Source organism: Janthinobacterium sp. EB271-G4-3-2, from assembly GCF_020858035.1.
Lineage (GTDB): Bacteria > Pseudomonadota > Gammaproteobacteria > Burkholderiales > Burkholderiaceae_D > Janthinobacterium > Janthinobacterium aestuarii.
The window spans coordinates 235,152-256,067 of the sequence record NZ_JACYMG010000004.1; the positions used below are offsets into that span (position 1 = coordinate 235,152).

The following is a 20,916-nucleotide window of genomic DNA, read 5'->3' on the forward strand; positions in this document are numbered from 1 at the left end:
GTCCGCACCGTACGGGCCTCAGCTCAGCCACACACCAATATTTAAAGGGAAACCATGAAATCGGTATTTCAAATGATCGCCACCCTCGCTTGTGCCGTGGCCCTGACCGCTTGCGGTGCTGCTGCCAACACCGAGAAGCCGGTCGTGCTCGACCCGAATACGCAAGTGAAAGAACTGACCATTACCGATCCGGTGGTCGGCACCGGTACGGCAGCGGCAGCGGGCGATACCCTGCTGGTGACTTACACGGGCTGGCTGTACGACGCAAGCAAGCCGGGCAACAAGGGCGTGCAATTCGATGCGAACCAGACTGGCGCCGGTTTGAGTTTCCCTCTCGGTATCGGCCAGGTCATCCTGGGTTGGGACCGCGGCCTGGTCGGCATGAAGGTTGGCGGCACGCGCGTGCTGGCCATTCCGTATGACCTCGGTTATGGCAAGGCGGGCAGCCCGCCGAAGATTCCTGGCTATGCCGGCTTGCTGTTCGAGATCAAGCTGGTGAGCGTGACGAAAAAGTAAGCACGCGCAGGGCAGCAAATACAAGGGCGATTCCACGGAATCGCCCTTTTTGCTTTGGCGGCCCTTTACGCCTCGGGCGGAGCCAGTTCTTGGAAGTAATACGTGGCGCCTCCCAGCTTGGCCGGCGCGTCATATTGCAGCACTTGCGTGCGGCGCAGCGCCACCGGTGCGCTGAAGGCGGGCCCGTCGTAGACGAAGGTGTGGAATTCGCCGTTTTCGCCGCAGGCATCGACGCCGGGCGGCAGGTCGGCCAGGAAGGAGGCATCGAACTCGCGCCCGCAAAATGCGCGCGGCAGGTGCTGGCCATTGATGCACACGACGATGGCCTTGAAGCCGGCGGCGAGAAATTCGTCGACCAGCGCGCGGCGATCCCCGCCCCACAGGGGCAGGTGCGCCGTCAGGCCGGCGACCGCGCAGACTTTTTCTTCCCAGTCGCGGTGCGGCTGCAGGTCGATGTCGCCAAACAGGGCGTGATCGATGCCCTCGGCCTTTGCCGCGCGCAGCATGGCGATGAATTGCTCTTCGTAGCTGGCCCAGCTGGCGTGATAGCGCTGCAGGCGCGCGCCCAGGCTGGCCGCCTGCGCGGCGAGCAGCTCGGGCGGCACGCCGTGCGAGCGCGACTTGCGGCCATCTTCATCCATGGCCGTGATCAGCAGCGGCACGTCCATGCCGGCGTTGCGCGCGCGCCACAGGGCCAGGCAGGAATCCTTGCCGCCGCTCCAGGAAATCAGGGCCGTCGTCATGCCGCTTGCTCCACCGCGCGCAGCATGTCGACGTGCTGTATGCCGTCTTCGTCGTACGGCGCGCTGACGGTGACAAAGCCGAAGGATTGATAGAAGCGCTCCAGGTACTGCTGTGCGCCGATGCGGATGGCGTGGCCGGGGTGTTGGCGTTCGGCGCGGGCGATGCCTTCCGTTAATAGCTGTTTGCCGGCGCCCGTGGTGCGCGCCTCGGGCGCCGTCAGCACGCGGCCCAGCGACATTTCCACGTACTTGGCGCCCGGTGCCAGCACGCGCAGGTAGGCGGCCAGCCGGCGCTGGCCATCGACCGTTTGCCAGCCCAGCAAATGCATGGCTTGCTGGTCATGGCCGTCCAGGTCCGGGTAAATGCACTGCTGTTCGATGACGAACACGCGCTGGCGCAAGGCCAGCACCTGGTACAAATCGTGGGGGCCGAGTTCGTCGAACGTGTTCCATTGCCAGCTGATCATGGGTCATCCTTGATTGAGAGTGGCGTGATTTTACCGGCTTCACGCCCCCGGCGTGGGATAGCGCTGCGCATACCACCGCTTCAGGTGCTCGATGCAGCGCGTCACGCGGGGCGCGACCAGCTGGCGCGACGGATAGATGGCGAACAGCGCCAGGCTGGGCCGCTCGATGTCCGGAAACAGCTCGACCAGGGCGCCGCTGGCCAGTTCCTCGCGGCAGACAAAGGTGGGCAGGATGCCGATGCCCAGGCCGCGCAGGATCAGGCTGCGCATGAACAGCGTGTTGTTCGTGCGGACCCAGTTCGGCACTTCGATGTCGCTGTGCGGTCCCGCATGGCGCAGCGGCCAGCGGCTGCCGAACAGGGCGTGGCTGTAGATGAAGCAGCGCTGGCGCGTCAGGTCCGTGGCTTCCCGCAAGGGGCCGTGGCGTGCCAGGTAGGCGGGCGCGCAGCAGATGTGCAGGCGGTAGTCGTGGATATGGCGCGCCACGTAGCTCGAATCGGTGAGCGCGGTGGTGACGCGAAAGCCCAGGTCGTAGTTGGCGGCCGCCAGGTCGACGTATTCATCCTTCAGGTCGACGTCCAGGCGCAGCGCGGGCCAGTCGGCCATGAAATCGGCCAGGCCCTCGGCCAGCTCGCCCACGCCCAAGGTCAGCGGCGCGTTGATGCGCAGGCGGCCCGTCACGTGCGCCGTCGAGTGTGCCACCATGTCTTCCGCCTGCGCCAGCTCGTCGAGCAGCTTGCGGCAGTGCTCGAGGTAGGCGGCGCCCGTTTCCGTCAGGGCCAGCTGGCGCGTGGTGCGCGTCATCAGGCGCCCGCCCAGTTCCTGCTCCAGCTGGCCGATGCGCCGGCTCACATATGACGCCGACAGGTCCAGTTCATCGGCGGCGCGGCGAAAGCTGCCCAGCTCGGCCACGCGGCGAAACAGCTGCATCGCCTGCAATTTATCCATGTGTTGCCTTATTCAGTCGTATTGCGCATCAGTGCCGTGCATTATTCATCATTTTTCCGTATTTTGATTCGGAATATGCTGGTGACCTCTCTACAGAAAGGCCACACCATGAAAAAATTACTGATCAGCAGCCTGTTGCTCGCCGCCTTTTCCACCGCCCAGGCGGCCGAGGTCCTCGTCGTGCTGTCGGACGCCAATCACCTCGAGCTGCGCGATGGCAAGGTCTTTTCGACGGGTTTTTATCTGAATGAATTGATGCAGCCCGTGAAAAAGCTGCTCGACGCGGGCCACACGGTGACGTTCGCCACGCCGCAGGGCCAGGCGCCCACCCTGGACGCCAGCTCGGATACGGTCGATTACTTTGGCGGCGACGCCGCCGCGCACGCGGCGCACAAGGCGCTGCTGGACCAGCTGGCGCTGACGGTACCGGGCCGCTCGCCCGTGATCAGCCTGAAGCGCGTGGAACAGATCGGTTATGGCCACTACGCGGCCGTGCTGGTGCCGGGCGGCCACGCGCCGATGCAGGATCTGTTGAAGGATGCCAGCCTGGGCGCCTTGCTGCGCCAGTTCCACGCGGATGGCAAGCCGACGGCGCTGCTGTGCCATGGCCCCATCGCCCTGCTGTCGGCCTTGCCGCAGGCGGCAGCGTTTGCGGCCGCGCTGGAAGCGGGACGCACGCCTGCCAAGCCGGCGGACTGGATCTACAGCGGCTACCGCATGACGGTGATCAGCAATCAGGAAGAACTGGCGGCGCAAGGCGCGCTGAAGGGCGGGACGATGAAGTTCTATCCGCAGTCGGGCTTGCAGGCGGCCGGCGCGCAATATGTGCAGAACCAGGCGCCGTGGACCAGCAACGTCGTGGTCGACCGCGAACTGATCACGGGACAGAATCCCGCCTCGGCGCCGGCCCTGGCGGACAAGCTGCTGCAGGCGCTGCGCTAAAGCAAAAATCCCCGGCGGCGCCAAGCGGCGTGTCCGGGGAGGTAGAGTGCATGCGGCGGGGATTACACGATCGTCAGGGTGACGTCGATGTTGCCGCGCGTGGCGTTCGAGTACGGGCAGACAATGTGGGCGGCGGCGACCAGTGCTTCGGCGGCGGCGCGTTCCATGCCTGGCAGCGAGATTTTCAGTTCCACTTCGATGCCGAAGCCCGTTTCGATGGCGCCGATGCCGACGTTGCCTTCGATGGACAGATCCGCTGGCACGGCGATCTTGTCGCGGCCGCCGACGAATTTCATGGCGCCGATGAAGCAGGCCGAGTAGCCGGCGGCGAACAGTTGCTCCGGGTTGGTGCCGACGGCGCCATTGCCGCCCAGTTCTTTTGGCGTGGTCAGCTTGACGTCCAACACGTTGTCGGACGACACGGCGCGGCCTTCGCGGCCTCCGGTGGCGGTGGCTTGAGCGCGGTACAGGACTTGTTTGATCGACATGATGGTTTCCTTTAGGTAGATAAATAGGTGACTACTAAATAGTGTGCTACTTGTTTCGTGGGCTCTCGCCCCAGGATCTCCGTCTGCAGAAGCACTTGCCGGCATCCATGTACACAATATATATCGTGTACTATTTAATTGCAAGCGATTTTATTTTGAAGTGACGCGGATTGATGCTTTATTTTGCAGCCTTTGTCGCCACTACCTGGCTTCCATCGCATAATGGCCACCGCCGCCGGGGCCGATGGTTATGCTTGGCCCACTTCACACCCCAAGGAAAAATCATGACTAGCCTCTTCTTTATCCTGCGCATCACCGTGGCCACGATGCTCACTTACATCATCGCCACGGCGATCTTGGTCGAGAACTTCCTGCGCTATATCTTCGGGAATACGGAAGGCTTCTTTGTCATCGTCGGCGCGCTGCTGGCCAGCGCCGTCATCACGAATGCGTTTTCGCACGTGCGGCGCGTGCGCCTGATCGCCGGCGCCGTCAATGCCGGCACCCTGTCGAGCCGCCAGCGGCGCCAGATCGAGATTCCGTTCGAAGCGGGCGAAACGTTCGACATGATCGACGCGGCCATCCGCGAATTGCCGGGCAGCGAAGTGGTCGAAAGCGCGCGCGACAGCCTGCAGGTGCAAGCTAGAGTGCGCCGTGCCGCGCCGTACACGCACACGGGCTTGCCCCGCATGCGCGTGCTCGGTTTCCTCGAGCCGCGGCCGAACCAGATCCTCGCCACCGTCACGCCGAATGGCGAGGCGGGCAGCGTGACCCTGATCTGCGAGCCGGCGCGCAACGCCTGGACCGACTGGTTCCTCGTCGACCATGGCAGCAACCTGGAAAACGCGGAAGCGGTGACGCGGGCGTTGACGCGCCGCGTGGCGCAGCGCCGGCGCGGCGAGCAGGCCGAGGCGCGTCAGACGGTGACGGAAAAGGAACTCACGGTGGCCAAGCTGAGCCTGCTGCATGCGCAGGTCGAGCCGCACTTCCTGTACAACACCCTGGCCAGCGCGCAGCTGCTCACGCGCAGCGACCCCGTGCGCGCCGACGAAATGCTGGGCAATCTGATCCTGTACCTGCGCCACTCGCTGCCGCGCACGGAGCAAGCCATGTCGACCCTGGGCACGGAGCTGGAACGGGCGCGCGCCTACCTCGATATTTTGAAAATCCGCATGGGCGGGCGTTTGAACCTGCAGATCGAAGTGCCGCAATACCTGCGCCAGGTGGAACTGCCGCCGATGATGCTGCAAACCCTGGTGGAAAACGCCATCAAGCATGGGCTGGAGCCGAAAAGCGGCGGCGGCACCATCTGGATCATGGCGCGCAGCGGCAATGGCACGGTGATCGTCACGGTGGCCGACGACGGCAAGGGTTTCAGCGACGACGGCGCCGGCACGGGCATCGGCCTGCGCAATGTGCGCGAACGCCTGCGCCTGACCTACGGCAATGCCGCCGCGTTTGCCATCGTCGCCAATTTCCCCGATGGCGTGACAGCCACCATCACGGTGCCGGACAGTACGGCGCAAGGAGTGTCGTATGCATCCGCCTGAGATGACCTGCGTCATTGCCGAGGACGAAACCCTGCTGCGCGACGCGCTCGTGGCGCTGCTGGCCGAAGAGTGGCCGGCACTGCGCATCGTCGCCGCCTGCGACGACGGCGGCACGGCGCTCGAGGCCATCGCCACGCGCAAGCCCGACGTCGCCTTCCTCGATATCCGCATGCCGGGCCTGACGGGGCTGGAAGTGGCGGCCGGCGCGCTCGAAGCGAGTCCCGCCACGCAGGTGGTGTTCGTCACGGCCTACGACCAGTACGCGATCGATGCCTTCGACAAGGGCGCCGTCGATTATGTATTGAAACCGATCGCCCGCGAGCGCCTGCAAGCGACCCTGCAGCGCGTGCGGGCGCGGGCCGGCAAGGCCCGGGCGGGCGACGGCGCGCTGGCCGGCCTGCTGCAGCAATTGAGCAGCGCCTTGCCGGCGGCGGCCAAGTCGCCGCCGCTGGTGTGGCTGACGGCCAGCAGCGGCAAGGATACGCGGCTGATCATGGTGGAAGACATCGCCTATTTTCAGTCCGACACCAAGTACACGGCCGTCATGACGGCGGACGGCGAGGCGCTGCTGCGCAAGCCGATCCGCGAACTGCTCGACGTGCTCGACCCAGCCATCTTCAAGCAGATCCACCGTTCCACCATCGTCAACATGAAGATGGTGGCCTCCGTCACGCGTGACGAGGTGGGCCGTGGCGCCTTGCGCCTGAAGACGCGGCCGGAAACGCTGGCCGTGAGCCAGCCGTTCATGGCCTTGTTCCGAAATATGTAGCTTAGTTAAAGCCGGGGTCAGACCCTCAACACCGCTAACGCCAAGTTCAGCGTCAACATGGACGGGGGTCTGACCCCAGCACTCACTCGGGTCTGACCCCACTAGCTCCGCTAGTTACTCCGCCGTCTCGAAACCTTCCAGCACGTTCACCACATTGATGCCGATTTCCTTGACCGCATAGCCGCCTTCGAGGATGAAGGCGGTGGGCAGGTTCAAATGCGCGAGGCGTTCGCCCACGCGCAGGTAGTCGCCGCTTTGCAGGGCGAACTGCGACAGCGGGTCGCCGGCGAAGGTGTCGACACCGAGCGACACCACCAGCGCGTCGGGCGCGTACATATTGATGCGCAGGCAGGCCGTTTCCAGCGCCGCGAACCAGCTGGCCGTGGTGCTGTCGGCCGGCAGCGGCAGGTTGACGTTGTAGCCGGTGCCTACGCCGCTGCCCGTTTCGTCGGCGTGGCCCAGGTAAAACGGGTATTCGCTGCGCGGGTCGGCGTGGATGGAGGCGAACAGTACGTCGTCGCGCGCATAAAAGATGCTCTGGGTGCCGTTGCCGTGGTGGTAGTCGATATCGAGGATGGCGACCTTGCGGGCGCCATCGTCGAGCAGATGTTGCGCGGCCAGGGCCGCGTTATTGAGAAAACAGTAGCCGCCAAAAAAGTCGCTGCCCGCGTGGTGTCCCGGCGGGCGCGTGAGGGCGAACGTGGCCCGTTCGCCCAGGCGCAGCGCGTGGGCCGCGTTGACGGCGCAGTCGGCACCCGTCTTGGCCGCCGTCCATGTGCCGGCCGTCAGCGGCGTGCCGTTGTCCATCGAGTACAGGCCCAGCTTGGCCGTGAAGTCGTCCGGTTCGATATCGCTGCGCAAGGTGCGCACGGGCCACACGGAAGGCAGCGCATCCTTGCCCGCGTTGTCGGGGTCGAGCGCCAGCCAGTCGTGCCAGGCGTGGCGCAAAAAATGCAGGTAACGGGGCGTGTGGATGCGCTCGAGCGACGTCAGCGGCACGCCATGCGGCGTGACGATGCGGCCCAGGTTGCGCCGCCCCAGCTCGGCCACCACCATGTCGGCCCGTTCGGGCGTCTCGAAGCAGGGCACCATGGCGCCGCGAAACATCTCGAAGCGGCCCCGGTGCTGGCCGTGCAATTCATTGTAGAAAGTCAGCATGGGGCGCCAGGCAGCAAGTCAGGCAGGATCAGGTGTGCGAGCACAGGGTGCTGGCGCGGTAGGCGGCGACGAAATCGTCGAAGCTGCCGGCGGGCGCCGCTTCCATGGCGCGCTGCTCGGCGAGCGAACTGGCGGCCATCGCGTCGAAATACGCACTTTGCTCGGGTGTGGGCGGATGCGCGCGGAAAAACGCCGCATGGCGTTCGCTTTGCCGCAGGCCGAAGGCGGCAAACGAGCCGCCGTTGGCGCGCAGCTCGGCCAAGACCTTCGCCGACGGCGTCGCATCGGGGTTGGCCAGTTTGACGGCTTGCGCCGCAAGGCTGTCCGCGTGCTGCGTGCCGCCATGGCGCGCGTCGAGCAAGGCTGCCACGGGTGCGATACGCGCCAGCAATTCCTCGCCCCACGCCTGCAAGCCGATGTCCTCGCCATCGCGGCGCAGGGTCAGGCCCGGCTTGCGGCCTTCCTTGACGGTGCGCGCGAAATTGTTCGTGTAGCAGGCGCTTTGCTCGGCCGAAATGGGACCGCTGTCGTCGAGCGCGCAGAACAGCAGGAAGGCGTCGAGGAAGCGGCCCGTTTCCAGGCTGATGCCGACCGGTTCGAACGGGTCGACGTCCATGCAGCGCACTTCGATGTATTGCACGCCGCGCAGGCACAGGGCCTGGATCGGGCGCTCGCCCGTGCGGATCACGCGTTTCGGACGGATGGTCGAATAGTATTCATTTTCGATCTGCAGCACGTTGGTGGACAACTGAATCCACTCGCCATCTTTTTTTGTTCCCAGCGCTTCGTACGGCGGATACGGGTCGTTGACGGCGTGCGTGAGCGCGTTGACGTAGTCTTCCAGGCTGTTTTCGTGCGGGCGCAGGCCCGACTGGGCGTCGTTCTGGTAGCCGAGGTCGCTCATGCGCAGGCTGGTGGCGTACGGCAGGAACAGGGTGTCGTCGGACAAGGTGTCGAGCTTGTGCGCGCGGCCGCGCAGGAAACCGGCGGACAGGGCCGGCGAGGCGCCGAACAGGTACATCAGCAGCCAGCTGTAGCGGCGGAAATTGCGGATCGTCGCCAGATAGCTTTCCGACTGCACGTCTTTCGGCGTGGCTGCCGCCTGCGTGGCGCTGGCGCTGGTGTCCGGATTGCTGGCCAGCACTTGCCACAGCTGCTCGTCGAGCGAATAGTTGTAATGGATGCCGGCGATGCATTGCATGGCTTTGCCGTAACGCAAGGCCAGGCCGCGCCGGTAGACGTGCTTGAGCATGCCCATGTTCGAGCTGCCATAGTTGGCGATCTCGATCTCCGCTTCGGGCGGCAGCTGGCACGGCATCGACTGGCTCCACAGCAACTCGTCGCCGAGGCGGCTGTAGGCGTGGCGGTGCACGGTGTCGAGCTTGTCGAGCGTGATGCCGATGTCGGCTTCGGCCGGGGTGATGAATTCGAGCAGCGCTTCGGCGTAGTCGGTGGTGATTTCAGGGTGCGTCAGCGCCGAGCCCAGAGCGGCGGGATGGGGCGTGGAAGCCAGATGGCCGGCGTGGTCGACGCGCAGGGTTTCACGCTCGATGCCGCGCAAGCCGCCCAGCAGCGCGCGGTTGGCATCTTCGGTCAGCAATGCCAGGCGGCGAGTCAACAGGTTGGGCAATTTGAGCTTCCTTTCTTGTGCAGCATATAAATAATTTGTGCTGAGATTAACCGAATTTTGGCAAATGCGTCGGCGCCGGCCCAAAAAACGCCGCGTCGCCAGCGTCCGTCCCGGAGAACGGGGACGGCGCTTCGGTCAGGAATTCGCTTGATAGTTTAACAAACTGCGGGGGGATCTGGCGCGCTGCCGGGTCAAGCTTTGCGCAGGTGGCAGCCGTCAGCCCAGGCGGGCGCCGCTGACCCGTTCGATGCCGGCCAGGTCGCGCCAGCTTTGCACTTTGTTGTAGCCGGCGTCGGCCAGCAAGCCGCGCACGGAAGCCGCCTGGTCGTAGCCGTGCTCCATCAGCAGCCAGGCGCCCGTCGCCAGGTGGCGCGCGGCGCCGGCGACGATGGTGCGCAGGGCCGACAGGCCATCGGCATGGTCGGTCAGCGCGCCCGCCGGCTCGAAGCGCAGATCGCCTTCGGCAAGGTGGCGGTCGCCGCTGGCGATGTAGGGGGGATTGGAGACGATCAGGTCAAACTTTTCCGTACCCAGCGCTTCGAACCAGTCGCTGGCCATGAAAGTGATGTTGACGCCGTTGGCGCTGGCGTTGCGGCGCGCCACGGCCAGCGCCGCGCTGCTCACGTCCAGGGCCGTGACGACGGCATCGGGCCGCGTGTGCGCGAGCGCGACGGCGATGGCGCCGCTGCCCGTGCCCATGTCGAGCACCCGTCCGCCCGGTGGCAGGCGCTCGAGCGCCAGTTCCACCAGCACTTCCGTGTCGGGTCGGGGAATCAGCACGGCGTCGCTGACGGCAAACGGCAAGCCGAAGAATTCGCGCTGGCCGACGATGTAGGCGATCGGCTCGCCCTGCAGGCGGCGCGCCAGCAAGCTGGACAGCCGTTCCGTTTCGTTGGGAGTGAGTACGCGCTCCGATTGCGTGATCAGGCTCACGCGCGACAGGCCCAGCGCGTGGCCGAGCAAAATGCGGTTGTCGAGCGGATCGAGCAGCGGACGGATTTGCAGGGCGCCGACAGTGCTGCCGGCGGGAATCAAGGTTTCTGACATGGTGCTTTCAATTATTTCTGACGGCGCAGCAAGGTCCACAGCATGGCGATGGCGAAGATGGCGAACCAGGCGAAGGCCCATTGCGGGATCGACAGGCCGAAAAACGGCTCGCCGGCGCTTTCGCAGGCGCCGTACGATTCAAACATGAAGGGCATGAGTTCGGCCGTGAAGACCTTGTTCAGCGCCGTTTCCACCGGATCGATGCCGCACGAGAAGCCGGGGTTGGCCAGCACGTACAAATGCTTGGCGCCCACGCCCAGGCCGCCCAGGGCCGCCAACAGGCCGACGCTGGCGCCGATTTTCGGCCGGTTGGCCACCGCGCCGGCCAGGCAGGCGATGCCGATGGCGAGGAACAGGTAGCGCTGGATCACGCACAGCGGACACGGCGCCATGTTCATGGCATGCTGCAAATACATGGCCACGCCCAGCATCAGGAAACACAGGGCGGCGGTCAACAGGAGGACGGTGCGTGAATTTTTCATGGGCGACACGGTGAGGTGGATGGAATCGAGCTGGTCATTTTCGCACAAGGGCCGATTTTTATTGCTTAGCCGCTACTTAAAGCTGTCGGCTTAGCGCAGCGTAAGCCGACACAACGGCGCCAGCGTTTAGTCGCCTAAAGCAGCCAGCAGCTCCGCCTGATGCTCTGCCGCCAGCGCATTCGTCAGCTCCGTCAAATCCCCGTCCATGATGAAGTCGAGCTTGTACAAGGTCAGATTGATGCGGTGGTCCGTCAGGCGGCCTTGCGGGAAATTATAGGTGCGGATGCGCTCGCTGCGGTCGCCCGAGCCGATCAGGCTCTTGCGCGTGGCCGCTTCCTTCGACTGCTGTTCGCGCAGCTGCACGTCCTTGATGCGCGCGGCCAGCACTTTCATCGCTTGCGCCTTGTTCTTGTGCTGGCTGCGGTCATCCTGGCATTCGACCACGATGCCGGTCGGCAAGTGAGTGATGCGCACGGCGGAATCCGTCTTGTTGATGTGCTGTCCGCCCGCGCCCGAGGCGCGGTAGGTGTCGATGCGCAAGTCGGCCGGGTTGATGTTGACGTCTTCGACTTCATCGGCTTCCGGCATCACGGCCACCGTGCAGGCCGAGGTGTGGATGCGGCCCTGCGTTTCCGTGGCCGGCACGCGCTGCACGCGGTGGCCGCCCGATTCGAATTTCAGCTTCGAATACGCGCCGTTGCCCACCACGCGCACGATCACTTCGCGGTAGCCGCCCAGGTCGGAATCGGACGAGGACACGAGTTCCACCTGCCAGCGGTTGCGCTCGGCAAAGCGCGTGTACATGCGCAGCAGGTCGCCCGCGAACAGGGCCGATTCGTCGCCGCCCGTGCCCGCGCGAATTTCCAGGAAGATGTTGCGCTCGTCATTGACGTCCTTCGGCAGCAGCATGGTCTGCAGTTCGCGCTCGAGCCGCGCCATGGTGGTTTTCGCCGCCTCGATTTCTTCCTGGGCGAATTCCTTCATGTCCGGATCGCCGAGCATTTCTTGCGCCGTCGTAATATCGTTGCCCGCTTCCTGGTAGGAACGGTACAGGGCCACCAGCGGGCCCAGTTCGGCGTGCTCGCGCGTCATCTTGCGGTAGCTGTCCATGTTCGACGTGGCGTCCGGATGCATCAGCAGTTCGTCGAGTTCGACCAGGCGGTTCGCCAGTTGATCGAGTTTGGCCAGCATGGATGGTTTCATAGCGATTCGCGGTAAAAGAGTGTAGGGATGGTGCGGGCCCGGCAGGCAGGCAGGGGGGCCGCGCGCGGGCGGCCAGCGGGGCTGCGCTAACGGCGGGGGCGGAACAGTTTCGGCAGCAGGGTGACCAGCTGCTTGCGCTCGTCGCCTTGCGCGTGGTGCAGCGCCTGCTGCGGGCCGTGCAGGAACTTGGCCGTCAAGCCTTTCGACAGCGCTTCGAGGACGGCATCGATGTCGGCGCCCTTGGCCAGCATCTTGCGCGCCCGTTCCACTTCCATCAGGCGCAACGATTCGCTGTTTTCATGCAAATGCTGGATGACGGGCACCATGGCGCGGTCGTCGACCCAGCTCATGAACGATTGCACGCGCGTCTCGATGATGGCTTCGGCTTGCGCCACGGCCGCTTGCCGGCTTTCCAGGCCCGTCTGCACGACCTTGCCCAGGTCGTCGACCGTGTACAGGAAAACGTCGTTCAAACGGCCCACTTCCGCTTCGATGTCGCGCGGCACGGCCAGGTCGACCATGAACATGGGCTTGTGGCGGCGTGCCTTGATGGCGCGCTCGACCAGGCCCAGGCCCAGCAGCGGCAACGATGACGCCGTGCACGAGATGACGATGTCGAACTGGTGCAGCTGCTCCGGCAAATCGGCCAGGCGGATGGCCTTGCCGTTGAAGCGGTGCGCCAGCTCCTCGCCCCGTTCCATGGTGCGGTTGGCAATGGTGATGCTTTTCGGGTTTTGCGCCGCAAAGTGCGTGGCGCACAGTTCGATCATTTCGCCGGCGCCGATGAACAGCACGTTCTGCTCGGCGATCTTGTCGAAGATGCGCTGCGACAGGCGCACGGCGGCGGCGGCCATGGACACGCTGTGGGCGCCGATTTCCGTGCTGCTGCGCACTTCCTTGGCCACGGAAAAGCTGCGCTGAAACAACTGGTGCAGATACGTGCCCAGGCCGCCCGCCTCGTCGGCCGTGCGGATCGCATCCTTGATCTGCCCGAGGATCTGGGTTTCGCCCAGCACCATCGAATCGAGCCCGGAGGCGACGCGGAAGGTGTGGCGCACGGCATCGTGCTGCGGCAGCATATACAAGTGGGGGCGCAGCTCGCTGTAGTTGAGCTGGTGGTAGTCGGCCAGGAAATGCGCGCCCGCGTCGAGCGGATTGGGCACGTGGCTGGCCGCATACAGCTCGGTGCGGTTGCACGTCGACAGGATGGCCGCTTCGTCGTTGTCGCGCAGGTCGATGCGCTGGAACCAGGTGCGCGCCGCCATCACCGCCGAACCCAAGTGCTCAGGCGCAAACGCCAGCTGTTCGCGAAGCGACACTGGGGCGGTGGTATGGTTGAGGCCGACGGCGAGCAGTTGCATTTCAGGGCTGTTGGGGTGACTTATGCCGACATTATAGCGCTTTGTGCCCGCGCTTTGAGCAGGTCAGCCGTTTGCCGCCGTTCAGCCACCCAGTTTTTCCAGGCGATAACCGTAGCTGTAGACGGGCACGAGCCTGTAGCCATGTTCGGGTTTCAGCTGCAGCTTGTTGCGCACGCGCGAGACGTGGGTATCCATGGTGCGCGAGGGCAGGGCCGTGTCGCGCTGCCACACGGCTTCGTGGATGTAGGCGCGCGACAGGGGACGGCCCAGGTTGCGGAAAAACAGCAGCGCCAGGGCGAATTCCTTGTGCGTCACGTCCAGCACTTCGCCATCGCGCAGCAGGCGGCCGGGGCGGGTTTCAAACGTGTAATGACCGAACTGCAAGTATTCGGCGCCATTCTGGGCCGGGTACGCCACGCGCAGCAGCGCCTGGGTGCGCAAGGTCAGTTCGCTGCGCCGCAGGGGCTTGATCATGTAGTCGTCGGCACCGGCCGTCATGCCCGCCACTACATCATCTTCGCCGGAACTGTTGGTCATAAACAACACGGGCGCCTTCGGCGCCAGTTTTTCGCGGGCACGGCGCAAGACTTCCGCACCGTCCAGATCGCTCACATGCCAGTCGAGGATGAGCATGTCGCAACTGTCCTTGCGCAGTTGCCCCAGCATTTCCTTACCACTCTGAAACTCGTGGCAAGCGTGGCCGGCGGCGGTGAGCACCTGGCAGATCAGCTCTGCCTGGCTATGGTCGCTATCGAGTACGGCAATTCGCATAATTGGCTGGAGTGTGTAGCAACAAACAGACGGTCTGCTCTGCTTATCGTAATGTTAAGGAATGCTCAAGTGAAATATAACAGAGATTGCAACTGTGTCCAGTGAAATCGGCGGGCAGAGCCTTTACGTTACACTTGTTCATCTACCCCCTACTGTGGAGAAGCGGCCATGTCAGACAAGAGCACTACCGATTGGACACTGATACCGGCCAGTCGTGCGGAAATCGAGCAAGTGCGCGAGCGTTGCCGGCGTCTGGTGCAGCGGCGCGCCATGATGTCGGCGGGCGCCTCGGCCATTCCCATTCCCGGCGTCGACCTGATGTCCGACGTGGGCCTGTTTTCCATGCTGATCAACGATATCAACCACGAATTCGGCCTCACGCCCGAGCAGATCGAGCGCCTGAACCCGCAATTCAAGATGATGGCCTACCGCGCGGCGGTGGGCATGGGGGGCATGCTGGTGGGAAAGTTGGTGTCGCGCGAACTGATCCTCCACCTGCTCAAGCGCAGTGGCGTCAAGATTGCCACCAAGCAGGTGGCGCGCTTCGTGCCGTTCGCCGGCCAGGCGGTGGCGGCAGCCATCGGCTACGCCGTGTTCCGCCAGATCGGCAACCAGCACGTGAACGCCTGCGCCGCGGTGGCGCAGGAATTGCTCACGGTCAGGCCGGAGTAAACCTTACGCGTCCGGCAGCACCACGTTGACGTCGAGCACCTCCAGGTTACCCTGGCGGTCCAGCGAAATCTTGATGTCGTCGGCGTTGACCTTGGTGTACTTGGAAATGACGGCGATCAATTCCTTGTGCAGGGCGGGCAGGAAGTCGGGACCATCGCGTCCGCTGCGTTCGCGGGCGATGATGATCTGCAGGCGTTCCTTGGCCGCGGTGGCCGTCTTCGGCTTGGGGGGGAAGAGGAAAGAAAGCAAGGCCATATCACTTCGCCCCAAAAATGCGCTGGAGTAATCCAGGCTTTTCATAGTTGGTAAAGCGCAACTCGACTTCTTCGCCGAGGAAACGCGAGACCACGTCTTCATAGGCTTGCGCCACGTCCGTGCCTGTGAAATGGATGGCCGGATTGCCCTGGTTCGAGGCGGCCAGCACTTGCTCCGATTCCGGAATGATGCCCACCAGCGGAATGCGCAGGATTTCCTGCACGTCCTGGTAGGACAGCATTTCATCCGATTCCACGCGTTTCGGCGAGTAGCGGGTGATCAGCAAATGTTCCTTGACCGGCTCGCCGCCCGTCTGCGCGCGGCGCGACTTGGCTTGCAGGATGCCGAGGATGCGGTCCGAATCGCGCACCGACGACACTTCCGGATTGGTGACGATGATGGCTTCGTCGGCGAACGTCAGCGCCATCAGCGCGCCATGCTCGATGCCGGCCGGCGAATCGCAGATGATGAACTCGAAACCCATGTTGATCAGGTCGTTCAACACGCGTTCCACGCCTTCTTCCGACAAGGCATCCTTGTCGCGCGTTTGCGACGCGGGCAGGATGAACAGGTTGTCGCAGTGCTTGTCCTTGATCAGGGCCTGGTTCAGGGTGGCCTCTTTATTGATCACATTGATCAGGTCGTAGACGACGCGGCGCTCGCAACCCATGATCAGGTCGAGGTTACGCAGGCCCACGTCGAAGTCGAGCACGGCTGTCTTGTGGCCGCGCATGGCCAGGCCAGTGGAAAAACTGGCGCTAGAGGTCGTCTTGCCGACACCGCCCTTGCCGGACGTCACAACAATAATTCTTGCCACAAATAATCCTTTTCAGATATCTCTTGAATTGTGCAGCTTAAGAGCGGTTCACGGGAGTGACCGGATTGACAGAGTGTATATCGATTCTGTCTCCAGCCAAACGAATTTGCGCGGGTCCGCGCGCCATTTCCGCAGGGAAACCATCCTCGAACGTGCGGTACACGCCGGCGATCGAGACCAGTTCCGGTTCCATCGCCAGCGCGAAGATGCGCGCCTGGGGATTGCCCGAGGCGCCGGCCAGCGCGCGGCCGTACAGCGAGGAATATACGTGGATGCTGCCGTCGGCGATGATTTCGGCGCCATTGTTGACGACGGCGGTGATGATCAGGTCGCAGCCGCGCGCATAAATGCGCTGGCCGGCCCGCACGGGCGTATCGATCACCATCACTTGGGCATCGGCGCCCGACTGGGCCGCCGCCGTGGGCGTATCCTTGGGGCCATCCTTGGGCGGCGCATCGTCGCGCGTCTTGCCGCTGTCGAGGCTCAAGCCTTGCGCCAGGATGGCGTCATGCATGTCGGCCGGCGCATTGCGCACGGCCACGGCATTCAAACGGTATTTTTTCAGCAGGGCCACCAGGGCGGCCCAGTCGATGGGCACGCTGCCGGGCGGCAATGCGGCCACGTCCAGCACGGCCAGGTCGTCCTCGAAAAAGTCGGCCACGCCTCCCGTCATGTCGCGCAAGGCGGCATCGAGGGCCTGCGTATCGGCGCTATGCATGATGGCGGAGACAGCAACGACGGTGGAAATCTTGATTTCGATAGGCTTCTGCGACGGGCTTTTGGACATAAACATTTATCAAAGTGAAACTGCGGCAGGCCAGATGTTTCGTACGGCAACAATGGGAGCAGTAAATTTCTTGCATTCTACTGCAAAAAAATCGGCGTCAGGGGCCTGGCGCATGCTATTCCGCAGGGCAACACCTACTTCATGTCAAAAAAAACGGACGGCGCCCCGGAAAACCGGTGCGCCGCCCTGAAAGCAGCCCTGCATGCGGCCTGGGTCGGCTTATGTCATGCCGCCGCGCGCATCTGCCGCGCCGCCGCGACCATATTCTTTAAAGCCGCCTCCGTTTCCCCCCAGCCCCGCGTTTTGAGGCCGCAGTCCGGGTTGACCCATAAATGGGCCGGTGGAATCACGGCGCTGGCTTTTTGCAGCAATGCCACCATGTCGGGTGTCGAGGGGATGCGCGGCGAGTGGATGTCGTACACGCCGGGGCCGATTTCGTTCGGATATTGAAATTGGCCAAAGCCCGTCAGCAACTCCATGTCCGAGCGGCTCGTCTCTATCGTGATGACGTCGGCATCCATGGCGGCGATCTGCGGCAGGATGTCGTTGAACTCGGCATAACACATGTGCGTGTGGATCTGCGTCGCGTCGCTGACGACGGAGGCGGCGATGCGGAAGGCGCGCGTGGCCCAGGCCAGGTAAGTATCCCACTGGCCGCGGCGCAGCGGCAAGCCTTCGCGGATGGCCGGCTCGTCGATCTGGATGATGCCGATGCCGGCCGTTTCCAGGTCGGCCACCTCGTCGCGGATGGCCAGGGCGAGTTGCAGCGCCGTGGTGGCGCGCGGCTGGTCGTCGCGCACGAACGACCATTGCAAGATCGTCACCGGACCCGTCAGCATACCCTTCACCGGTTTATGCGTCAGGCTTTGCGCGTGCACCGTCCAGGCCACCGTCATGGCGGCCGGGCGCTGCACGTCGCCGTAGATGACGGGTGGCTTGACGCAGCGCGAACCGTACGATTGCACCCAGCCGTGGCGCGTGAAGACAAAACCGTCCAGCTGCTCGCCGAAGTATTCGACCATGTCGTTGCGTTCCGCTTCGCCATGCACGAGCACGTCCAGGCCCAGCGCTTCCTGGCGGCCCACGGCGTGGGCGATTTCGGCGCGCATCTGCTGTTCGTAATCGGCGATGGCCAGTTCTCCCCGCTTGAAACTCGCGCGGGCGGCGCGGATGGCCGTCGTTTGCGGGAAGGAGCCGATGGTCGTCGTCGGGAAGTCGGGCAGCTGGAAACGCGCACGCTGCACTGCCTGGCGCAGCGGGAAGCTGGAATCGCGGCGGTCCACGGTGGGCGTCAGCGCTTGCAGGCGCTGCGTCACCGATGAACGGTGCACGCGGGCGCTGGCGCGGCGGCTGGCAATGGCCAGGCGCGACACGGCCAGTGCGGCCTCATCGGAATGGCCCGTCAGCGCGTCCTTCAGCAGCGCAATTTCCGCCAGTTTTTCCGTGGCAAACGCCAGCCAGGTCCGGATTTCACCGTCGAGCTCTGTTTCCGCTTCCAGACTGAACGGCACGTGCAGCAAGGAGCACGACGGCGCCAGCCACAGCTGGTCATTGCGCTTGGCCATCAGCGGCTGCAGCACGGCCAGGGCCGCGTCAAGGTCGGTGCGCCAGATGTTGCGCCCGTCGACGATGCCTATCGACAAGACTTTATGCGCGGGCAGCCAATCTGTCACGCTGATCAGTTCATGCGGCGCGCGGATGCCGTCCACGTGCAGGCCGGCCACGGGCAGGCGGCAGGCGAGGCTGAGGTTTTCTTCCAGCGGCGAGAAATACGTGGCCAGCAGGATATTGATACCTACCTGGTTCAGCTGCCAGTAGGCGCTCTCGAAGGCGCTGCGCCACGCGGTGGGCAAGTCCAGGCCCAGGATCGGTTCGTCGACCTGCACCCACGCCACGCCTTGCTGTTTCAGGCGGTCGAGCAGGGCGCCGTAGACGGGCAGCAATTGTTCCAGCAGGGAGAGGCGGTCGAAGCCGTGTGTCTTTTCCTTGCCCAACCACAGGAAGGTGAGGGGGCCGATCAGGGCCGCCTTGACCTGGTGGCCCAGCGCCTGCGCCTCGGCCACTTCCGCCAGCAGGCGCTCGCAAGCGAGAGAAAACCGGGTCTGCGGCGACAATTCGGGCACCAGATAATGGTAATTGGTGTCAAACCACTTGGTCATTTCCAGCGCGGCGGTGCCTGCGGCGTGTGCATGGCCGCAGTCCGCGTGCTCCGCATGCGTGCCGGTCTCTGCACCGCGCGCCATCGTGAAATAGCGCGACAGCGGCGACTGCTCTGGCGCAAAGCTGAAACGGGGCGGTTCGCAGCCCAGCAGCTCGATATGGTTCGCCACCTGGTCGTAAAAGGCGAAGTCGCCCACGGTGACGTAGTCGAGCCCTGCATCGCGTTGCAGCGCCCAGTGGCGCGCGCGCAATTGCCGGCCCGTCGCTTCCAGCGCTGTTTCGGACAGCTCGCCGCGCCAGTGGCTTTCCAGCGCCAGTTTCAGTTCGCGCGCGGCGCCGATACGGGGAAAGCCAAGGATGTGAGTATGAATGCGCATGATGTCATCGAGATTTAATGTGAATGCGCTAGAGTGTGCGGCAACTTGGTCTATAATCAAAACGAAACATTTTGACGAATAACATGAAAATAATTCACGTACAGCCACCAATTTCCCGATGCTAGAAATTCGCCACCTGCGCACCCTGAGTGCCCTGCGTTCGTCCGGCAGCCTGGTGCGCGCCGCGCAGCTGCTCAACCTGACCCAGTCGGCCCTGTCGCACCAGATCCGTTTGCTCGAAGAGCGCTACAAGGCGCCCCTGTTCGAGCGCAAGTCGATGCCGATCGCGTTTACGGCCACCGGCAGCCGGCTGCTGGAGCTGGCCGACAAGCTGCTGCCCGAGATCGAGCTGGCCGAGCGCGACGTGGCGCGCCTGTCGCAGGGCGACCAGGGACAGTTACGCGTGGCGCTCGAATGCCATACCTGTTTCGACTGGCTCATGCCCGTGATGGATGCGTTCCGCCAGCGCTGGCCGGAAGTGGAGATCGATCTTGTCTCCGGCTTTCACAGCGAACCGGCCGACTTGCTGCGCTCGGGCGAGGCGGACCTGGTGATTGGCTCGCCGTACGGCCCCGATTTCACCGTGTTTCCCCTGTTCCGCTTTGAAATGCTGGTGGTGATGGCGCAGAAGCACCGGCTGCAGGCGCAGCGCCGGCTGGCGGCGGCCGACTTTACGGGCGAGACCTTGATTACCTATCCCGTGCCGGAAGAACGCATCGATCTGATCCGCGAAGTGCTCAAGCCGGCCGGCATCCAGTTTGAGCGCCGCACGGCCGAATTGACGGTCGCCGTGCTGCAGCTGGTGGCGAGCCGGCGCGGCATTGCCGCCTTGCCGAACTGGGCCATCAAGAATTACGTCGATTACGATTATGTGGTGGCGCGCCCGGTGGGCGAGCATGGCCTGTGGAGCGATTTGTACGTGTCCGTGCCCGAGCAGTTGCAGGACAAGGCATACGTGCGCGATTTCGTCAGCGTGATACGCGAGCAGTGCGCGGCCTCGCTCGATGGTATCAAGTTGTTGTCCTGATCAACGTTGAGTTGGAAACAAACCAACAGGAATGTTTGATAAATATCAAGGTTTAGCAATGAACCACCGCTTACAGTTGAGCACTGTGCGGCGCAACATGGCGCTGCCTACTCTTTGGGGAGGAACGACATGTTTTCATTTTCCGAACAATGGGCACTGGCCGGCAAGGCCGTGGTGGAAGCACAATTGGTCAGCGCGCAAGCGTATGCCCAGGCCGCCGTCGACAGCGGCGCCAGCGTGCTGGACTTGCAGCTCGATGCGGCCCGCACGGCGTTGGCGGCCGCTACGGTGGCGGGCAATCAGCTGCTGTCCGTGAAGGACCCGCAAGCGCTGCTGCAACTGTCGCGCACGCAGTCGCAACTGGCCATCGAGCGCATCGGTGCATATGGCCGCCAGGCAAAGGATGTTGCTCAAGAAACCCAGGAGAAATTCGACACTGTGACAAAGGGTGAGTTTGCTGCATCGCGTCAAAAATTTGGCGAGCTGTTGCAAGTGGTAAAGCAAACCCCCGTGCCCCTGATTATTCCCTTCAATAATTTTCTAAAAACCGCTTTCGGCGGCGCCGATGAAGGGTATGATAAAAATAAAAACACGCGTCCTGCGCGCCAGGCGTAAGCGTTTTGCGGCCCGGCAGCGGCTATCCGCCGCGCCAGGCTGCCCGCCAGTACCGCAAGCAGGCTGTCATCGCCGCCGCCTGCGGTGCGGCGCTGGAACTGCGGCGCATGCCGCGCTAGAATGAAACGCAG

General features: G+C 63.9%; 22 protein-coding genes. 7 read left to right on the forward strand and 15 right to left on the reverse strand.

All coding sequences use genetic code 11. The features are described from left to right. The first annotated feature begins 54 nt into the window (after positions 1 to 54). Complete coding sequence (locus IGS55_RS11315; protein WP_230516951.1) at positions 55 to 516, forward strand: FKBP-type peptidyl-prolyl cis-trans isomerase; 462 nt, start codon at positions 55 to 57, stop codon at positions 514 to 516. Positions 517 to 581: 65 nt separating this feature from the next. Here the strand turns inward: IGS55_RS11315 and IGS55_RS11320 are convergent, their stop codons facing one another. The 3 genes from IGS55_RS11320 to IGS55_RS11330 are packed head-to-tail and all read right to left on the reverse strand — an operon-like array spanning position 582 to position 2,674. After that, positions 582 to 1,259 (reverse strand): diphthine--ammonia ligase, encoded by a 678-nt coding sequence (locus IGS55_RS11320; protein WP_128140774.1) that lies wholly within the window; start codon positions 1,257 to 1,259, stop codon positions 582 to 584. Continuing rightward, positions 1,256 to 1,726: a GNAT family N-acetyltransferase gene (locus IGS55_RS11325; protein WP_230516952.1), complete on the reverse strand. Its 471-nt coding sequence runs from the start codon at positions 1,724 to 1,726 to the stop codon at positions 1,256 to 1,258. Before IGS55_RS11325 ends, IGS55_RS11320 begins: the two co-directional genes overlap by 4 nt. A 39-nt stretch (positions 1,727 to 1,765) precedes the next feature. After that, complete coding sequence (locus IGS55_RS11330; RefSeq protein ID WP_230516953.1) at positions 1,766 to 2,674, reverse strand: LysR family transcriptional regulator; 909 nt, start codon at positions 2,672 to 2,674, stop codon at positions 1,766 to 1,768. A gap of 108 nt (positions 2,675 to 2,782) precedes the next feature. On the opposite strand from IGS55_RS11330, the gene IGS55_RS11335 reads away from it, so the two are divergent. Beyond that, complete coding sequence (locus IGS55_RS11335) at positions 2,783 to 3,616, forward strand: type 1 glutamine amidotransferase domain-containing protein (protein WP_230516954.1); 834 nt, start codon at positions 2,783 to 2,785, stop codon at positions 3,614 to 3,616. Positions 3,617 to 3,678: 62 nt separating this feature from the next. Here the strand turns inward: IGS55_RS11335 and IGS55_RS11340 are convergent, their stop codons facing one another. Then, positions 3,679 to 4,104, reverse strand: coding sequence for an organic hydroperoxide resistance protein (locus IGS55_RS11340; RefSeq protein WP_034752862.1), 426 nt, complete (start codon positions 4,102 to 4,104; stop codon positions 3,679 to 3,681). Positions 4,105 to 4,388: 284 nt separating this feature from the next. On the opposite strand from IGS55_RS11340, the gene IGS55_RS11345 reads away from it, so the two are divergent. Further along, positions 4,389 to 5,654, forward strand: coding sequence for a histidine kinase (locus tag IGS55_RS11345; RefSeq protein WP_230516955.1), 1,266 nt, complete (start codon positions 4,389 to 4,391; stop codon positions 5,652 to 5,654). Continuing rightward, positions 5,641 to 6,423 carry a LytR/AlgR family response regulator transcription factor gene (locus IGS55_RS11350; RefSeq protein WP_230516956.1) on the forward strand — a complete coding sequence of 261 codons (783 nt, stop codon included), beginning with the start codon at positions 5,641 to 5,643 and terminating at the stop codon, positions 6,421 to 6,423. Before IGS55_RS11345 ends, IGS55_RS11350 begins: the two co-directional genes overlap by 14 nt. A 114-nt stretch (positions 6,424 to 6,537) precedes the next feature. On the opposite strand, the gene IGS55_RS11355 is transcribed toward IGS55_RS11350, so the two are convergent. From IGS55_RS11355 to IGS55_RS11385, 7 genes are all read right to left on the reverse strand, one after another. Beyond that, positions 6,538 to 7,581: a histone deacetylase family protein gene (locus IGS55_RS11355; protein ID WP_230516957.1), complete on the reverse strand. Its 1,044-nt coding sequence runs from the start codon at positions 7,579 to 7,581 to the stop codon at positions 6,538 to 6,540. 28 nt (positions 7,582 to 7,609) lie between these two features. Next, positions 7,610 to 9,211, reverse strand: a complete 1,602-nt coding sequence (gene gshA, locus IGS55_RS11360; RefSeq protein WP_230516958.1) for a glutamate--cysteine ligase — start codon at positions 9,209 to 9,211, stop codon at positions 7,610 to 7,612. A 216-nt stretch (positions 9,212 to 9,427) separates the two neighbouring features. Next, complete coding sequence (gene prmC / locus IGS55_RS11365; RefSeq protein WP_230516959.1) at positions 9,428 to 10,258, reverse strand: peptide chain release factor N(5)-glutamine methyltransferase; 831 nt, start codon at positions 10,256 to 10,258, stop codon at positions 9,428 to 9,430. A gap of 11 nt (positions 10,259 to 10,269) precedes the next feature. Continuing rightward, on the reverse strand, positions 10,270 to 10,740 hold the full coding sequence (locus tag IGS55_RS11370) for a disulfide bond formation protein B (protein ID WP_034753580.1): 471 nt from the start codon (positions 10,738 to 10,740) through the stop codon (positions 10,270 to 10,272). Between the two features lie 126 nt (positions 10,741 to 10,866). Then, positions 10,867 to 11,943 carry a peptide chain release factor 1 gene (prfA, locus tag IGS55_RS11375; RefSeq protein WP_034752877.1) on the reverse strand — a complete coding sequence of 359 codons (1,077 nt, stop codon included), beginning with the start codon at positions 11,941 to 11,943 and terminating at the stop codon, positions 10,867 to 10,869. A gap of 86 nt (positions 11,944 to 12,029) precedes the next feature. Next, on the reverse strand, positions 12,030 to 13,304 hold the full coding sequence (gene hemA, locus IGS55_RS11380) for a glutamyl-tRNA reductase (protein ID WP_034752880.1): 1,275 nt from the start codon (positions 13,302 to 13,304) through the stop codon (positions 12,030 to 12,032). A gap of 81 nt (positions 13,305 to 13,385) precedes the next feature. After that, the gene (locus tag IGS55_RS11385; protein WP_046681910.1) at positions 13,386 to 14,075 is read right to left on the reverse strand and encodes a response regulator transcription factor; all 690 of its coding nucleotides are present in this window, start codon (positions 14,073 to 14,075) and stop codon (positions 13,386 to 13,388) included. A gap of 168 nt (positions 14,076 to 14,243) precedes the next feature. Between IGS55_RS11385 and IGS55_RS11390 the strand changes: the two genes are divergently transcribed. Then, positions 14,244 to 14,747, forward strand: a complete 504-nt coding sequence (locus tag IGS55_RS11390; protein WP_230516960.1) for a YcjF family protein — start codon at positions 14,244 to 14,246, stop codon at positions 14,745 to 14,747. Between the two features lie 3 nt (positions 14,748 to 14,750). On the opposite strand, the gene minE is transcribed toward IGS55_RS11390, so the two are convergent. The 4 genes from minE to metE all read right to left on the reverse strand — a co-directional run bounded on the left by minE (position 14,751) and on the right by metE (position 19,143). Then, a complete protein-coding gene (minE, locus tag IGS55_RS11395; protein ID WP_034752886.1) occupies positions 14,751 to 15,002 on the reverse strand; it encodes a cell division topological specificity factor MinE in 252 nt (83 codons plus the stop codon). A 1-nt stretch (position 15,003) separates the two neighbouring features. Further along, a complete protein-coding gene (gene minD / locus IGS55_RS11400; protein WP_034752889.1) occupies positions 15,004 to 15,819 on the reverse strand; it encodes a septum site-determining protein MinD in 816 nt (271 codons plus the stop codon). Positions 15,820 to 15,856: 37 nt separating this feature from the next. Further along, positions 15,857 to 16,606: a septum site-determining protein MinC gene (minC, locus tag IGS55_RS11405; RefSeq protein WP_086137425.1), complete on the reverse strand. Its 750-nt coding sequence runs from the start codon at positions 16,604 to 16,606 to the stop codon at positions 15,857 to 15,859. A gap of 224 nt (positions 16,607 to 16,830) precedes the next feature. Next, a complete protein-coding gene (metE, locus tag IGS55_RS11410; protein ID WP_230516961.1) occupies positions 16,831 to 19,143 on the reverse strand; it encodes a 5-methyltetrahydropteroyltriglutamate--homocysteine S-methyltransferase in 2,313 nt (770 codons plus the stop codon). Positions 19,144 to 19,261: 118 nt separating this feature from the next. Between metE and IGS55_RS11415 the strand changes: the two genes are divergently transcribed. Both IGS55_RS11415 and IGS55_RS11420 read left to right on the forward strand, forming a co-directional pair. Beyond that, positions 19,262 to 20,170, forward strand: coding sequence for a LysR family transcriptional regulator (locus IGS55_RS11415; protein WP_139091345.1), 909 nt, complete (start codon positions 19,262 to 19,264; stop codon positions 20,168 to 20,170). Positions 20,171 to 20,299: 129 nt separating this feature from the next. After that, the gene (locus IGS55_RS11420; RefSeq protein ID WP_230516962.1) at positions 20,300 to 20,785 is read left to right on the forward strand and encodes a phasin family protein; all 486 of its coding nucleotides are present in this window, start codon (positions 20,300 to 20,302) and stop codon (positions 20,783 to 20,785) included. Positions 20,786 to 20,916: the final 131 nt, after the last annotated feature.

Bases quoted from the DNA above. Each gene is read 5' to 3' on its own strand.
- IGS55_RS11315 (WP_230516951.1), top strand. From the start codon at position 55: ATGAAATCGGTATTTCAAATGATCGCCACCCTCGCTTGTGCCGTGGCC.
- IGS55_RS11320 (WP_128140774.1), bottom strand. From the start codon at position 1,259: ATGACGACGGCCCTGATTTCCTGGAGCGGCGGCAAGGATTCCTGCCTG.
- IGS55_RS11325 (WP_230516952.1), bottom strand. From the start codon at position 1,726: ATGATCAGCTGGCAATGGAACACGTTCGACGAACTCGGCCCCCACGAT.
- IGS55_RS11330 (WP_230516953.1), bottom strand. From the start codon at position 2,674: ATGGATAAATTGCAGGCGATGCAGCTGTTTCGCCGCGTGGCCGAGCTG.
- IGS55_RS11335 (WP_230516954.1), top strand. From the start codon at position 2,783: ATGAAAAAATTACTGATCAGCAGCCTGTTGCTCGCCGCCTTTTCCACC.
- IGS55_RS11340 (WP_034752862.1), bottom strand. From the start codon at position 4,104: ATGTCGATCAAACAAGTCCTGTACCGCGCTCAAGCCACCGCCACCGGA.
- IGS55_RS11345 (WP_230516955.1), top strand. From the start codon at position 4,389: ATGACTAGCCTCTTCTTTATCCTGCGCATCACCGTGGCCACGATGCTC.
- IGS55_RS11350 (WP_230516956.1), top strand. From the start codon at position 5,641: ATGCATCCGCCTGAGATGACCTGCGTCATTGCCGAGGACGAAACCCTG.
- IGS55_RS11355 (WP_230516957.1), bottom strand. From the start codon at position 7,581: ATGCTGACTTTCTACAATGAATTGCACGGCCAGCACCGGGGCCGCTTC.
- prmC (WP_230516959.1), bottom strand. From the start codon at position 10,258: ATGTCAGAAACCTTGATTCCCGCCGGCAGCACTGTCGGCGCCCTGCAA.
- IGS55_RS11370 (WP_034753580.1), bottom strand. From the start codon at position 10,740: ATGAAAAATTCACGCACCGTCCTCCTGTTGACCGCCGCCCTGTGTTTC.
- prfA (WP_034752877.1), bottom strand. From the start codon at position 11,943: ATGAAACCATCCATGCTGGCCAAACTCGATCAACTGGCGAACCGCCTG.
- hemA (WP_034752880.1), bottom strand. From the start codon at position 13,304: ATGCAACTGCTCGCCGTCGGCCTCAACCATACCACCGCCCCAGTGTCG.
- IGS55_RS11385 (WP_046681910.1), bottom strand. From the start codon at position 14,075: ATGCGAATTGCCGTACTCGATAGCGACCATAGCCAGGCAGAGCTGATC.
- IGS55_RS11390 (WP_230516960.1), top strand. From the start codon at position 14,244: ATGTCAGACAAGAGCACTACCGATTGGACACTGATACCGGCCAGTCGT.
- minE (WP_034752886.1), bottom strand. From the start codon at position 15,002: ATGGCCTTGCTTTCTTTCCTCTTCCCCCCCAAGCCGAAGACGGCCACC.
- minC (WP_086137425.1), bottom strand. From the start codon at position 16,606: ATGTCCAAAAGCCCGTCGCAGAAGCCTATCGAAATCAAGATTTCCACC.
- metE (WP_230516961.1), bottom strand. From the start codon at position 19,143: ATGCGCATTCATACTCACATCCTTGGCTTTCCCCGTATCGGCGCCGCG.
- IGS55_RS11415 (WP_139091345.1), top strand. From the start codon at position 19,262: ATGCTAGAAATTCGCCACCTGCGCACCCTGAGTGCCCTGCGTTCGTCC.
- IGS55_RS11420 (WP_230516962.1), top strand. From the start codon at position 20,300: ATGTTTTCATTTTCCGAACAATGGGCACTGGCCGGCAAGGCCGTGGTG.